Raw genomic sequence first — 15307 nt, 5'->3', positions numbered from 1 at the left:
ATAACGTCATGAAAATCGGAATTGGTAATGATCATGCTGCAGTAGACATGAAGAATCAGGTAGTAGAGTACCTGGAAGGAAAAGGATATGAAGTTGTGAACTTTGGTACAGATACATATGAGAGCTGTAATTATCCAGAGTACGGCGAGAAAGTTGGACGAGCTGTTGCAGCAGGAGATGTAGATCTTGGTATCCTGATCTGTGGTACAGGAGTTGGAATCTCTTTGGCAGCAAATAAAGTAAAAGGTGTTCGTGCAGTTGTTTGCTCAGAGCCATATTCTGCAAAACTTTCCAGACAGCATAACAATACCAATATTCTGGCATTCGGTGCCCGTGTAATCGGAATTGAGCTTGCAAAGATGATCATCGATGAATGGTTAAGCGCAGAATTCGAAGGTGGAAGACACCAGACCAGAGTAGATATGATTACAGCAATTGAGAATAAATAAGCAAAAAATAATCAGTAAAAATAATCAGTAAAATAATCAGTAAACAAAACTGTTGCTTTGTGAAGGATAATCTGACGAAGCAGCAGTTTTTTGTGCTATAAAAGTATTCGAAGGAAATTGCCAGTGAAAGTTTATCTGTGCAGAAAATTTTTTTGGAAATCTGTACATTTCCACATTTTAGAAAAATCACCTATCTGATTTTTGAGTCATACTATAATATAAAAAGATTTTGAGGAATAAATATGCCATATTCTATGATGTTAGATAGTGGTCACGGGGGAAGTGATCCTGGAGCAGTTTATCGGGGGCGCCGTGAAAAAGATGATACATTAAGGCTGACGCTTGCAGTGGGAGAGATTCTTCAGGAAAATGGAATTGAGGTACTTTACACCAGGACAACAGATGTGTATTTGTCCCCATATGAGCGGGCAGTAGAGGCAAATCAGGCAGGAGTGGATTTTTTCCTGTCGATCCATCGAAACTCTTATCCGACAGATAATGAAGTAATGGGAGTGGAAAGTCTGATCTATGATTTGTCTGGACTTAAATATCAGATGGCGCAGGAAATCAATGAACAATTGGAGACGGTGGGGTTTGTAGATCTGGGGGTGAAAGCAAGACCGAATCTTGTAGTGTTGAAGCGGACACGGATGCCAGCTGTACTTGTAGAGGCTGGATTTATCAATTCAGATACGGATAATGAATTATTTGATTCTAATTTTCAGGATATTGCACAGGCAATTGCAACAGGAGTCCTGGATACATTGGAAAATGCCGGAGTTCTGAAAGAACCGGAAACGCCGGTGGAACAGACGAAGTACCGTATTCAGGTCGGACTGTTCCGGAACCGGAACAATGCAGCGAGGCAGCAGGAAACACTGGAAGACCGTGGATTTCCGGCATATATAGATCAATGGAAACAATATTACAGGGTGATTTCCGGAGAATATGATATGCTGGACGAAGCAGTGGCGGCACAGAGAAGACTTAAGAGAGCCGGATTTGAGACGCTCTTGATACAATAATCATTCAGGTACTCGCTTTGAGCCAACGCCCAGACTAAAATTGTTCAGGTGCTCATTCAGAGCCAGCCTCCCAACTAAAATTATTCAGATACTCGTTCAGAGCCCAACGTCCCAACTAAAAAGCAGTTGTGACGTGTGGCGTATCCGCCAGATAGAATTTTAAAAACAACTTTAAAAATGTAATCATTTTACAGTTGTTTTATAAAATTCTGCCTGGCTCTGAACGAGTACATTTTACAAAGATTTAGCATTTCTCTGTAAACTGATTTAACATGCAGTTCCTATAATGTACATGAAGAAAAGAAAGAGATGGTGCGGACCACATGAAGATGTGAGAGCATCTAAGATATCAGAGGTGCGCAGTAGAAGTATGTCATGCAATTGCATGACGCGCATCTCGCAGCAAGAATGCCGAGGCATTCTTGAAAGTTGTTTCATATGCAGGGAGGAATGAATATGAGATTTTTATGGGAAATGACAGGAAAAATATTTGGAGCGGAAGCACAGGACGGAACATTTTTATCAGCAAATGTATTGCTGTGGAGTGTTATAACATTTATAGTTGGAATATTCTTCTGCACGGCAATTGGAAAAATTGCATTGATTGACTGTATAGCAAATGTAATGTGTGTTGCTGTTTATGCCGGAGTGATCGGCGGAGTGATCGGTGGATTTTTATTCCTGATACACAGACATAACGGGAAACAGTTATAAGAGTTAAAAAGTATAGAGGATTAATAGAAGATATTTACATCAAAAGATATAAAGAAAAGGCATGTTCTGAAATTTTAAGAACTTGCCTTTTCTTTTTAATTTACGCGAGCAACGAGCCAAAGTCCGTGCTTGCACGAGACCTTGGCGACTGCCGCGATAACTTGAGAAACTCGCGAAGCGTGTTTCTCATAGTTATTATGTATCTACAAAAAACTGTTCGGAACAGAATTTGTAGATATGTTTACTTATTATTCATCAAAATCCTCATCGGACTCCGTCTTCTCCGGCAGATACACATGAACTTTCTCAATACGGTTTTTATCCAGAGATTCGACAACCAGACGGATACCGTCTTCCGTTGTAATAGAATCGCCGAGTTCCGGAAGCCGGTCCAGATGCTCGATGATAAATCCACCGAGGGAATCATATTCTTCAGATTCCAGATTCAGTTCCAGATGGTCATTGAAGTCGTCCAGGTTGACAGAACCTTCTACCAGATATTCTTTGTCAGAAATTTTGTGAACAAAATCTTCTTCATTCTCGTCATATTCGTCATGAATTTCACCGACAATTTCTTCCAGGATATCTTCCAGTGTGATCAAACCGGAAGTTTCACCATATTCATCCAGAACAATTGCGATGTTAAAGGATGTCTGACGCATCTCCACAAGAAGCTCGGAAATATTCTTATACTCATAAGTAAAATAAGCTTCTCGCATAATATCCCGGATATGGAATTCTTTTGTGTTTCCGTAATCGTAAAGTAACAAGTCTTTCATGTTAATCGTACCGATCACATTGTCGGTCGTATCTTCATAAATCGGCAGCCTTGTGAATTTATCTTCGCGGAAAATGTCAATCAATTCTTCATATGTGCAGTTTACATCTGCAAATGTTACGTGAACGCGGGGAACCATAACATCTTTAGCTTTTGCATCTCCGAGATCTACCACATTGTAGATCATTTCTTTCTCTTCGGATTCGATAACGCCGTCTTCATGGCTGACATTTACGATAGTACGAAGTTCATTCTCGGTCATGGCGCGTTTGTGGTCATTCGGATCTACGCGTAAAATGAAAAGAACAACGTTGGTCAGACCATTGATAATGAAGACGAACGGTGTCATGATCTTCATAAATATATGGATGATTGGTGCGTATGCCAGAGATACCTTCTCAGCGTGGATGGTAGCCATTGTCTTCGGTGTAATCTCACCGAAAAGCAGAATCGCTACAGTTAAAATTCCGCTGGCGATTGCGACCATGGAGCCTCCGAGACTGTAAGCCAGGGTCGTGGTCAGCGATGCGGCAGAAAGGTTCACGATGTTGTTACCGATCAGTATAGCGGTTAGCATGTTAGAAGAATCATCCGTAATTTTTAATACAGTTTTTGCGTTTTTGTTGCCTTCATCGGCAAGGTTGCGGATTCGAATTCGGTTTACTGTTGTAAGTGCAGTCTCCGCAGAAGAAAAGAAAGCAGATAGTGCTAACAGTACAATCAGTACAATAAATAGTATAGTATCATTCGAGTCCAATGATAAATCACTCCTTTTTGATAATTGTGTAATTAAGAGTAATATACAGCATTTACGGAGATTTTGCAAGAAGAAAGGAAGTATCGCAGTTTTCATATTGCAGTTTTGAAAGGTAAATTTATTTTATAGCCTGCCAATTTTGTGATTTCACATATTTACACATTTCTTATAAATTTAGGAAAGTTATCCACATTGAATGATTACACTGACTCCCTCTCTAAAAAATGTGCATAAATTTGTGTTTTCTCTTAGCTCTTTCCTGTTCTCTGCTCATTTTTCTTCCTTTGCGATAAAGTTTTTCTTTTATTTTACCTTATCGCAAAGAAATCAACTTATTTTTTCAGCACTATTAGTGCGAATTATTTTTACCTTTCAAAACTGCTTTTATAGTGAAAAGAATATTTTTACCGCTGCAAAAAAAAAGAAAAAACTTGACAAATAAAAAGAAAAGAATATAATGTAACTAATTCGATCGAAGAAAGCAAGACAAAGAAGTCAGATGATTTTTTGTCTTGCTTTTTTATTAGCATCTGTTAGCAGGCAGATGCTAATAAAAAATAGATAAAACGTTTTACTAATTCTTGTGAATTGAGCACAAAATGTCAGAAAATTAATATGTATAATGTTGCATAGTGCAAAAAATAAAAAATGAAATATTGTGAAATGTGACGATTGACGCGTGCAAAATTGGCTGGTAAGATAAAAATACATTAATTGATAAAACGTTTTACCAAAAGGAAATTCAAGAAAAGAGGAGGAAAATGGACAATGAAGAAAAGAATCGTAAGTGTATTACTGGTTATGGCAATGTGTGTAAGCATGTCTGCTTGTGGAAGTAAGGGTGCTGAGAAGAAATCAGATGAGAGTGCTTCTGGTCAGAAAAAAGTTGCAGTTGTATATGCAGGTAATCTTGGAGATAAATCTTACAATGATTCATGCAATGAAGGTGCAAAAAAAGCAGAAAAAGAATTGGGTGTAAAAGTAAAGACACTTGAAGGAACTACAGCAGATGAGTGGGAAGCTAATTTCCTTGCAGCAGCAGAAGGTGGATATGATTTAGTATTATGTTCTAACTCCAACTTTGAAGAATATTTGAAGAAATATGCAGCAGATTATCCGGATGTAAAATTTGCGATTATTGATACTACTGTAGATGCCGATAATGTAGAATCCATTAGTTTTGCACAGAACGAAGGATCATTCTTAGCAGGAGCGGCAGCAGCAATGTTCACTCAGAAAACAGATATTGAAGGTGTAAATGCAGATCATACAATCGGCTGGGTCGGAGGTATGGACGTCCCAGTATTGCATGATTTCTATACAGGATATGAACAGGGCGCAAAATATGTTGACCCAGATGTAAAAATTCTTCAGTCATTTGCAGGTTCCTGGTCAGATCCTTTAAAAGGAAAAGAATTAACACTTGCACAGTATGAGCAGGGTGCAGATATTGTTATGAATGTTGCATCTGGAACAGGTACAGGAGTTCTTGAAGCTGCGAAAGAAGCAGATGAATATGCAATTGGTGTTGATTTGAATCAGGATAATGATCAGCCGGGACATGTACTTACATCTATGGTAAAAAGAGTAGATACTGCATCCTATGAAGTTATTAAATCTATTACTGATGATACATTTAAAGGTGGAACTGTTAAATACATGGATGTTGCAGGTGATGGCGTATCATTAACAGATTTCAGTGTTATGAAAGAATCATTGGGTGATAAATTCCCACAGGATATTGTTGATAAAATCAATGAACTTGCCGATAAAATCAAATCAGGCGAAATTAAAGTTGATAATTATGAAGGATTTGGCGAAAACAAATAGAATCTGAAATTGAAATAAGGGGGCTTGTACAGACCAAGGCCCCTTTTTCCAAAGAGGAAGTGACAAAATGAATGATTATATCGTGGAAATGAAAAAAATCCGAAAAACTTTCGGTGAAGTACAAGCTGTAAAAAAAGGCGAATTTAATTTGAAAAAAGGCGAAATCCATTCATTGATCGGTGAAAATGGTGCAGGAAAATCAACAATGATGAAAATGCTTTACGGAATGTATGGTATTGATGATGGAGAAATTATCATTGGAGGAGAGAAGGTAGAAAATTTATCACCTAAAATTGCTATAGAAAAAGGAATCGGTATGGTACATCAGGAGTTCATGCTGGTAGATGAACTGACTGTATTGGAAAATGTTATTTTAGGTTTTGAACCGAGAAAGGGTCTGACAATTGATTTTGACAGTGCACGAAAAAATATTCAAAAATACATTGATCACTATGGAATGGATGTACAATTAAATAAAAAGATCAATCAGATATCAGTAGGAGAAGCACAAAGGGTTGAAATCATAAAAACTCTTACAAGAGGAGCTAATATTATAATTTTAGATGAACCAACAGCAGTACTTACTCCGCAAGAGACTCAGCGATTGTTTGAGATACTTCAAAATTTGAAAAATGATGGTAAATCAATTGTATTTATTTCTCATAAGCTTAATGAAATAATGCAAATATCGGATCGTATCAGTGTTATGAGACAAGGTGAATATATGGGCACGGTCGATAAAAAAGATACGAATCAAGCAGAACTGGCAAAGATGATGGTGGGTAGAGAAGTTTTCTTGAATATTGAAAAAAAGCAGGCCCATATCGGAGATACTGTGCTGAAAATTGATAATCTATGGACTTCTGGAGAAAAAGAAATGTCTAAAATCAGAGGCGTTTCGCTAGAGGTTAAGTCGGGAGAAATTGTCGGAATTGCCGGAATAGATGGCAATGGACAAAGTGAGTTGATTGAGGCAATCTGTGGATTGCGTAAAGTAGAAAAAGGAAGCATACTTTTAGACGGAAAAAATATAACTAATGAATCTGTGAAAAAAATAAGAAAAGCAGGATTGTCACATATACCTGAGGATAGAAATGTCAGAGGGTTAAATAGAAGTATGACAATAGAAGAAAATATTGTTGCAGCCCAGATTTCAGATGCTCCTTTTTCAAATGGAATTATGTTGAATAATACAAAGATGTTGGAATACACAAATGAATTAATAGATAAATTTGATATTCGTCCGCGAAATCCACAAACGTTGACTCAAGGAATGTCGGGTGGAAATGCTCAGAAGATTGTTGTTGCACGAGAAGTATCTATCGGCGGAAAAGTATTAATTGCATCTCAACCGACTCGAGGCGTAGATATCGGGGCGATAGAGTCAATACGAACGATATTGATGGATGTAAAAGAAAAAGGACTCGGAGTGTTGCTTGTATCAGCAGATTTGGAGGAAATATTTTCATTATCAGATAGAATAATCGTAATGCATGAGGGTGAAATTACAGGAAATCTTCAAGTGGACGAAGCTGATGAAGAGAAAGTAGGACTCTTGATGATGGGAGGAAAACGCAGAAAGGAGAAGTGTCATGAATAGTGCAGTAGAGAGTGTTAAAAAAATATTACTTACAATGTTACTTGCACTGGGAGTAGGAGCAATTATTATTCTTGTAATTGGACAAAATCCTATCGAAGCATATGCGGCTTTGATAAAAGGAGCATTTGTGGGGAAAAGAGCATTTGGCACAACTTTGGCAAGTTTAACTCCTTTGCTTTTGACTACAGTTGCATTTGCCTTGGCGGCAAAAGCGGGAGCTTTTAACGTTGGAGTAGAAGGTGAAGTGTTTCTTGGAGGAATTGTAGCGGCATATATCGGAATTAATTGGACTTTTTTGCCAAAGCCATTGTTGTTGATAGCTTGTTTCGCAGGCGCAATTGTTGTAGGAGCTGCTTGGGCTTTTATTCCGGGGATACTGAAGGCTTTATACAATGTAAATGAAGTGTGTACTACTATTTTGATGAATACAGTCGCATTATATATTACTTCTTATTTAGTGAATGGACCAATGAGTGCTGGAGGAGCGAATGCACAAACCCCACCTGTACAGGTAACATTACCTAAATTTTTAAAACCAAGTAACGCAAATGTAGGTTTGTTTATTGCTATCTTCGTAATTGTTATAGTAGTAATTGTGTTGAATAAAACTAATATCGGGTACAAGATCCGAACCGTTGGATTAAATCCAAAACACGCAGAATATGTAGGAATTAATCCGAGAAAAGTGTTCGTGGGAACAATGATGGCAAGTGGAGCAATTGGAGGAATTGCCGGTTGCATAGAAGTCCTTGGATCATATGGATATTTCTTAAATAATTTTGCATATAATTTGGGAACAAATGGAATGCTGGCATCATTGATCGTTAAAAATGACATTGTATTTGGTCCATTTATGGCATTTTTCCTTGCAGTATTAAAATCTGGTGCTATGGGAATGCAACAAAATACCGGTGTGCCAAAATCTATTATTGATACAATTACAGCAGTATTTATCATTATTGCAACTATGGAATTGTTGTCTCAGATAAAGATAAAGCGGAAAAAGAAGAAAGCAGTTAAAGAACAGGAGGCAAATGCATGAAATTAGAACAGATTTTTAGTGTCTCTTTGATATATGCATCGATCAGATCGGCTACACCAATTATTTATGCTGCGCTGTGTGCAGCGATTACACAACAGGCTGATATTTTAAACATCGGTACAGAAGGAATTATGCTGACGGGAGCATTTGCAGCGGTTGCAGTCAGTTATTTCTCTGGAAGCTGGCTTATGGGAATTTTAGCAGCCATGATGGCAGGATTTGTGATATCTGGAATTATGGCAGTGGGACATATTAAATATAAAGCAGATATTTGTGCCATTGGTATGGGAATAAATTTATTTGCTCTTGCTATTACTAAATTTATGTTGAATGTCATCTTTGATACAAGTGGTACATTTACTGATCCAGATGTGAAGGCAATTCCACGAGTGGATATTCCATTTATAAAAAATATTCCTATATTAAAAGATATTTTTAATGGTTGGGCCGTGACGGAATGGTTTATGATTGTTTTAATCTTGATTTTGACATTTTTATTATATCGTACCCGTTGGGGATTGAGATTAAGAGCAGTGGGACAGTTCCCTATGGCAGCGCAAACAGCTGGAATAAATGTTATTTCCATGAAATATCAGGCGATTCTTATTTCAGGTTTGGTAGGAGGCCTGGCCGGAGCTCATTTGTCACTGGGATATAGTACTATGTTTACAGAAAATATGACAAGTAACAGAGGTTTTATGGGTGTAGCAGCAATGTACTTTGGACATGCAAATCCAGCTCTTACAGCAGTTGGTTGTCTTGTGTTTGGTGTGGCAGATTCTGTTGGAGCCAGACTGCAGGCATATGGATTGCCTTCACAGTTTGTCCTGTTAATGCCATATGTAGTTACAATTGTAGTATTGTCAATATCTATGATTTCAAAGAAAGTAGCAACAGATAGAAAGAAGAGTTCTCTAAATGTTGTAAAACAGGAGGCGGTCTAATGAAAAAACTAAAAAATGTGTTGAATGAGCACAAAGAAGAATATATAAAATATTTGTCAGAGCTAGTTTCGATAGACACGCAGGACTTGGGACATGGAATTGATGGTGGAAGAGAAGAAAAAGGTCAGGAATATCTGATTAAGTTGCTTGAAAAAATGGGTGCAGATAAAATTGAAAAAGATGCTTTGGAAGAAGAGACCATAAAAAAATGTCTGCAGCTTTATAATGAAGGGAATCTGGGTCATAATTATGATCATCGCTATAATGTATATGCTACATTTGCTGGAAAAGGTGGAAAAAGCATAATGTTTAATGGCCATATGGATACAATGCCTCCGGGAGATTTGAGTAAATGGATAACAAAACCACATTGCCCGGATATTAGAGATAATAGAATGTATGGCTTAGGAACAGCAGATATGAAGGGCGGATTGATGGCTTCAGTTCTGGCAATAAAACTATTGAAAGATGCTGGAATAGAACTTCCGGGAGATGTGATAATTACATCTGTGTGCGATGAAGAAGGCGGAGGCAATGGCTCGATGCTTGCTGCTATGAATGGAAAGAAAGCAGATGGAGTTGTCGTATGTGAAGGTACAAGCGACGAATTGATTGTTGCTCACATGGGATTTGTATTTTTCGATGTAAAAATTGAAGGTAAAGCAAATCATTCTGGTGCCAAATGGCTTGGAGTAAGTGCAATCGAAAAAGCAATCAAACTTATTCGTGGATTAGAAGAACTGGAACATGGTTGGTTAATGGAATATAAACATCCATTACTTCCGGCTCCAAGCCTTAATGTAGGAGTAATAGAAGGTGGTACAGCTGGTTCTACTGTTGCAGGAGAATGCGAATTTAAGGTTTGTGTTCACTATTTGCCAGAAATTATGAGTTATGAAAAAGTAGTATCAGAATTTACAGATACTATTGAAGGCATTGCGAATGGCGATAAATGGTTGAAGGACCATAAGCCAGAAATTAGTGTTTATCAGGCAGGTGGAGCCTTTGAAATGGAAAGAACTCATCCATTTGTTGAGGCATTTGCAGAAGGATATAAGCAAGCGAAAGGCAGAACTCCTAATATTGTCGGTTCACCATCTGGGTGTGATTCCAGAATATGGAAAAATGTTGCAAAATGTCCGACCATTCAATTTGGACCGGGAAATTTGGAACAATGTCATTCCGTAAACGAATATTTGGATATGGATGCGTATTTAGAATCGATTTTGATATATGCAGAATTAATACTTGCATGGGGAAAAAATAAATAAATACAAGGAAGGTAAAATTATGAGTAAAAAAGTATTATTAGCAGGTGAATCATGGATGAGTAATACAACTCATACAAAAGGATTTGACAGTTTTTTTACAGGAGTATATGAGACAGGAGAGACACTACTCGTCGAGGCCTTGGAAGCGAATGGTTATGATGTGACATTTCTTCCGAACCATCTTGCAGGAGAAAAATTTCCATTTTCATTAGAAGAGTTAAAAGAATATGATTGCATAATTTTGTCGGATATTGGAGCAAATACGCTGTTGCTTCCGGCGGTTACATTCAGCAAAAGTGTAAAAATGCCTAATCGAACGAAGATTATCCGGGATTATGTGTTGGATGGCGGATCATTACTTATGATTGGAGGATATCTGACATTTTCTGGAGTTGATGCGAAAGGTAAATGGCATGATACAGCAGTGCAGGATGTTCTTCCGGTAGAAATATTGACGGTTGATGATCGTATGGAGCATTGTGAGGGAGTAAAACCGGTGACAATAAAGGAACATAAAGCGCTGCAAGGTGTTGGAAGTGACTGGCCGGAAGTTCTTGGTTATAACAAAACCGTTGCAAAACCAGAGGCAGATGTGGTTGCGACAATAGAAGGAGATCCGTTTATTGCATTTGGAGAATATGGAAAAGGACGGAGCGCCGTTTTTACAACAGATTGTGCTCCACATTGGGCACCGCCGGAGTTTTGTGAGTGGGAAGATTATAATAATGTCTGGGCTGGAATTGTAGACTGGCTTACGGAATAGAGGATAACGTCTGTGGCTTTTGAGGCTGCAGGCGTTTGCTTTATAATGGAGGATAAAAATAATGAAAATGACAGAAAAAGAATTTTTAATGAATTTGTTAAGTATTCCTAGTGTAAATGGTGAAAATTCAGAAAAGGATATCGCTGTATATATACAACAATTTATGGTGGAAAGTGGGATTGATGCACAAATACAATTCATTGATGAAAAACACGCAAATGTAGTTGCAAAATTACAGGGAAAATCATCAGAAATCATTATTTGGAATGGACATATGGATACAGTTCCTTATGGTGATGAACAATTATGGGACACAAATCCAAGAACTCCAATAGAAAAGGAGGGAAAAATTTTTGCAAGAGGTGCCAGTGATATGAAAAGTGGTCTGGCAGGTATGATATGGACTCTGTGCAAAATGAAAGAAGAAAATTATGTGCCAGAAAAAACGATTGTTTTTTATGGGACTTGCGATGAAGAAAAAAATGGAGTGGGTGCGAGATATTTGCTTGAAACTGGAATGCAAAAAAATGCCCAATTAATGCTGATAGGTGAACCGACAGGACTAAAATTGGGAATGGCTCAAAAAGGGTGTATATGGCTGCAATTGCATGTCCATGGGAAAACTAGCCATGGGGCTTATCCAGAACAAGGAATTAATGCTGTGGAATATGGCTTTTTAATATGTCGAGAAATTAAAAGAAGAATTTGTAAACATGAGCATAACCTGCTTGGGAAAGCAACAGCACAAATCACGATGCTTCAAGGCGGAATAGTTCCTAATATGACGCCTGATAAGGCAACGTTTCTGATGGATATCAGGACGGTACCCGGAATGAGTACAGAACAGATTATTGTAATAGCAGAGGAAGAATGTCAAAAATATGAAAATGAGACCGAGAATATTCTAAAAGTAGAAATAGAGTTGAAAAATGACAGGTTCCCAATTGAAATTTCGGAAGATAATGAATGGGTTAAAAAAATGAATAACAATTCATTTATTGGAATTAATTTTTTTACAGATGCATCCATTCTTATTCGAGATACACCAGAGATGCCGGTATTATTATATGGTCCTGGGGAGCCGGATGTGGCACATAAACCGAATGAATACGTTGAATTAAAAAAATATATGGAATATATTTCGTGTTTAAGAAAAATATTTTAACCACTCGAATGCAATATGGTATAAAATTAAGAAAAAAAGTAGTGAGAAAGGGTAGTATCGGTTTGAGAACAACAATAAAAGACATTGCTAATTTTACAGGATTTTCGGTGACGACAGTATCATTGGTTTTGAATAATAAGGCGAATAGAATTCCGCAAAGCACCAGAAATGCTATTTTAGATGCTGCTGAAGAATTGAATTATCATCCAAATCAGGTTGCGGTTGGATTAGTGAAGAAAAGAACACAAACGATAGGGTTAATTATATCGGATGTTAGTAATGTCTTTTTCTCAACTTTGGCAAAAGGAGTGGAAGATACCTGCAGGAAGCAAGGATGGAATTTGATTTTATGTAATACGAATGATAAGCATGAGAGAGATTTATCATATATACAGGTTCTTGCTGATAAGGGTGTTGATGGAATTATTTTTTGCATGGCACGGGATAGTGACAAAAAAAGAGCCCAAGAAAGCATAGAATTGCTTGAAAAATTAAAAATCTCATTTGTAATGATAGATCGATATGTAGAAGCATCGGTATGTAGTTCTGTAATTGTTAATCACAGGCAAGGTGGCTATATAGCAACGCATTATTTGCTGGAACAAGGACATAGAAAGATAGGGTGTGTTACTGGCCCGGCTGAACTTGAGGATTCAAAGGAACGTTTGCTTGGATATTGTAAAGCACTGAAAGAATATGGGATACCATATGATGAACGGTTGGTTTTTGAAGGAAATTATGATAGAGAAAGTGGAAAGAATGCAGTAGAGTATTTTTATAATCATGGCTTGGAAATAGATTCTATTTTTGCATTCAATGACATGTCTGCATATGGGGTATACAATGGACTGAAAGAATATGGATTGAGTGTTCCAGATGATATTTCGGTTGTTGGATATGATGATATCTTCTTTTCGGAAATATTAGATACTCCTTTGACGACAATACGGCAGCCGGTTTATGAAATGGGAGTAGAGGGAATGAAGCTATTATTAAATGAAGTGGAAAGTACGAATCATATAAAAAAATGTATTACATTTCAACCAAAAATTATAATCCGTGAAAGTGTAAAGAATGTCAGGCGTTGAATTCCCTGCTTTTTTATTGTATGATAAGAATATTCTATGCGGTGCTTAGAATAACTTTCAGTATAGGAGCAGATTTTTATGAATCAGAACTTTTATGATAAATTGAACAATGTGATAGCAAAGGATAGCATTTTGATCGATGAGCTGATGAGCCGTCACACTACATTTCGTGTGGGCGGACCGGCAGATTTCTTCGTGACACCAAAGGCGAAGGAAGAAGTAAGAGATGTGATCCGTATCTGTAAAGAAGCAGGAATGCCGTATTATATTATAGGAAATGGAAGTAATCTTCTTGTGTCTGATGCAGGATACCGCGGTGTGATTGTTCAGATTTATAAGGAAATGAATGAAGTGAAGGTAGAAGGTGATCTTGTAAAGGCACAGGCTGGAGCATTGCTTTCAGGAATCGCGGCTAAAGCGCTGGGGGCAGAGCTTTCAGGTTTTGAATTTGCTTCCGGAATTCCGGGGACAATCGGAGGTGCCTGTGTGATGAATGCAGGAGCCTACGGCGGAGAGATGAAGGATGTACTGGAATCTGTGACAGTGCTTACAGGTGAAGGTAAGATTATAGAACTGGGCCGTAATGAACTGGAGCTTGGATACCGCACTAGTGTGATTGCGAAGAAAGGTTATATTGTGCTTGGGGCGGTGTTGAAGCTTGAGCGCGGAGACGGAGAGAAGATCAAAACTTATATGGATGAGCTGAAGGAGAAGCGTGTGACGAAACAGCCGTTGGAATATCCAAGTGCCGGAAGTACGTTTAAGCGTCCGGAAGGATATTTTGCAGGAAAACTGATTGAGGATGCCGGACTTCGGGGATTTCAGGTCGGAGGAGCACAGGTGTCCGAAAAGCACTGTGGTTTTGTGATTAACCGGGATCATGCGACGGCAGCAGATATTATGGAACTGATGAGACAGGTACAGATTCGCGTGAAGGAGAATTCCGGCGTGGATCTGGAACCGGAAGTGAAGAGATTAGGGGACGAATAAGATGAGACTTGTAATTGTGACTGGAATGTCCGGCGCCGGAAAAAGTACGGCACTTAAGATGCTGGAAGATATGGGATATTTTTGTGTGGATAATTTGCCGGTCCCATTGATTCCGAAATTTGCAGAACTTCTGGCGGTGCCGGGTACGGAGATGAATAAAGCAGCTCTTGGAGTAGATATCCGGAGCGGACAGAGCTTTCGGGAGCTTGCGAATGTACTGAAAGTTCTGGATGAAGGCGGCTGCCAGTATGAGATTCTTTATCTGGAATCCAGCGATGATGTACTTGTAAAGAGATATAAAGAGACGAGACGTTTTCATCCGCTGGCGGGTAGTGACGGACGTGTGGAAGATGGCCTGAAGAGAGAACGAGAACTTCTTGGATTCCTGAAGAAAAAAGCGGATTATCTTGTAGATACCAGTCATATGCTTACAAGAGAACTGAAAGCAGAGCTGAACAAGATATTTGTCCAGAACAAGGAATATAAGAACCTTTACATTACGGTGTTGTCATTTGGCTTTAAGTATGGAATTCCGAATGATGCAGATCTGGTGTTTGATGTACGTTTTCTGCCTAATCCATATTATATAGAAGAGTTACGTCCTATGAGTGGAAATGATCAGCCGGTCAGAGACTATGTGATGAATAACGACACAGCAAAACAGTTCTTGACAAAGCTTACGGATATGGTAGAATTTCTCATACCGAATTACATTTCCGAGGGAAAGACACAGCTTGTGATCGGAATTGGATGTACGGGAGGAAAGCATCGTTCCGTTACACTGGCAAATGAATTGTATGAGGCGCTGAAAAAAACAGACAGCTATGGAGTTCGCATTGAGCACCGTGATATCGGAAAAGATGCGATCACGAAGGCAAAATAGGTGAGTAT

At 38.3% G+C, this 15307-nt stretch carries 14 protein-coding genes; 13 read left to right on the top strand and 1 reads right to left on the bottom strand.

Annotated features, from left to right (window positions below):
* Positions 1-8: 8 nt before the first annotated feature.
* From rpiB to LI149_RS08280, 3 genes are all read left to right on the top strand, one after another.
* Positions 9-449 carry a ribose 5-phosphate isomerase B gene (rpiB, locus tag LI149_RS08290; protein ID WP_005337976.1) on the top strand — a complete coding sequence of 147 codons (441 nt, stop codon included), beginning with the start codon at positions 9-11 and terminating at the stop codon, positions 447-449.
* A 242-nt stretch (positions 450-691) separates the two neighbouring features.
* A complete protein-coding gene (locus LI149_RS08285) occupies positions 692-1474 on the top strand; it encodes an N-acetylmuramoyl-L-alanine amidase (RefSeq protein ID WP_118358372.1) in 783 nt (260 codons plus the stop codon).
* 456 nt (positions 1475-1930) lie between these two features.
* Positions 1931-2188: a hypothetical protein gene (locus tag LI149_RS08280; RefSeq protein WP_227078820.1), complete on the top strand. Its 258-nt coding sequence runs from the start codon at positions 1931-1933 to the stop codon at positions 2186-2188.
* A 248-nt stretch (positions 2189-2436) separates the two neighbouring features.
* Here the strand turns inward: LI149_RS08280 and LI149_RS08275 are convergent, their stop codons facing one another.
* On the bottom strand, positions 2437-3723 hold the full coding sequence (locus LI149_RS08275; RefSeq protein WP_227143196.1) for an HlyC/CorC family transporter: 1287 nt from the start codon (positions 3721-3723) through the stop codon (positions 2437-2439).
* A 768-nt stretch (positions 3724-4491) separates the two neighbouring features.
* Between LI149_RS08275 and LI149_RS08270 the strand changes: the two genes are divergently transcribed.
* The 10 genes from LI149_RS08270 to rapZ all read left to right on the top strand — a co-directional run bounded on the left by LI149_RS08270 (position 4492) and on the right by rapZ (position 15299).
* Positions 4492-5553 (top strand): BMP family ABC transporter substrate-binding protein, encoded by a 1062-nt coding sequence (locus LI149_RS08270; protein ID WP_227143195.1) that lies wholly within the window; start codon positions 4492-4494, stop codon positions 5551-5553.
* Between the two features lie 67 nt (positions 5554-5620).
* Positions 5621-7153: an ABC transporter ATP-binding protein gene (locus LI149_RS08265; RefSeq protein ID WP_168933005.1), complete on the top strand. Its 1533-nt coding sequence runs from the start codon at positions 5621-5623 to the stop codon at positions 7151-7153.
* Positions 7146-8195, top strand: coding sequence for an ABC transporter permease (locus LI149_RS08260; protein WP_105309743.1), 1050 nt, complete (start codon positions 7146-7148; stop codon positions 8193-8195). Before LI149_RS08265 ends, LI149_RS08260 begins: the two co-directional genes overlap by 8 nt.
* Positions 8192-9139: an ABC transporter permease gene (locus LI149_RS08255; protein ID WP_227143194.1), complete on the top strand. Its 948-nt coding sequence runs from the start codon at positions 8192-8194 to the stop codon at positions 9137-9139. The genes LI149_RS08260 and LI149_RS08255 overlap by 4 nt, the downstream gene beginning before the upstream one ends.
* Complete coding sequence (locus LI149_RS08250; RefSeq protein WP_168933003.1) at positions 9139-10410, top strand: M20 family metallopeptidase; 1272 nt, start codon at positions 9139-9141, stop codon at positions 10408-10410. The genes LI149_RS08255 and LI149_RS08250 overlap by 1 nt, the downstream gene beginning before the upstream one ends.
* A 19-nt stretch (positions 10411-10429) precedes the next feature.
* Entirely contained in the window at positions 10430-11173 is a 744-nt protein-coding gene (locus LI149_RS08245; RefSeq protein ID WP_173786164.1) for a glutamine amidotransferase, read from the top strand.
* Positions 11174-11234: 61 nt separating this feature from the next.
* The gene (locus tag LI149_RS08240) at positions 11235-12338 is read left to right on the top strand and encodes a M20 family metallopeptidase (RefSeq protein ID WP_227143193.1); all 1104 of its coding nucleotides are present in this window, start codon (positions 11235-11237) and stop codon (positions 12336-12338) included.
* Between the two features lie 62 nt (positions 12339-12400).
* Positions 12401-13426: a LacI family DNA-binding transcriptional regulator gene (locus tag LI149_RS08235; protein WP_173786293.1), complete on the top strand. Its 1026-nt coding sequence runs from the start codon at positions 12401-12403 to the stop codon at positions 13424-13426.
* Between the two features lie 78 nt (positions 13427-13504).
* Positions 13505-14416 carry a UDP-N-acetylmuramate dehydrogenase gene (gene murB / locus LI149_RS08230; RefSeq protein ID WP_173786288.1) on the top strand — a complete coding sequence of 304 codons (912 nt, stop codon included), beginning with the start codon at positions 13505-13507 and terminating at the stop codon, positions 14414-14416.
* 1 nt (position 14417) lies between these two features.
* Complete coding sequence (gene rapZ / locus LI149_RS08225; RefSeq protein ID WP_021840238.1) at positions 14418-15299, top strand: RNase adapter RapZ; 882 nt, start codon at positions 14418-14420, stop codon at positions 15297-15299.
* The last annotated feature ends 8 nt before the right edge of the window (positions 15300-15307 follow it).

Origin of the sequence: Dorea sp. 210702-DFI.3.17 (assembly GCF_020560825.1) — a bacterium.
In the GTDB taxonomy this organism is placed as follows: domain Bacteria; phylum Bacillota; class Clostridia; order Lachnospirales; family Lachnospiraceae; genus Dorea; species Dorea formicigenerans.
The sequence above is the reverse complement of the archived record's forward strand: the minus strand, read 5'-3'. Positions and strand labels throughout refer to the sequence as shown.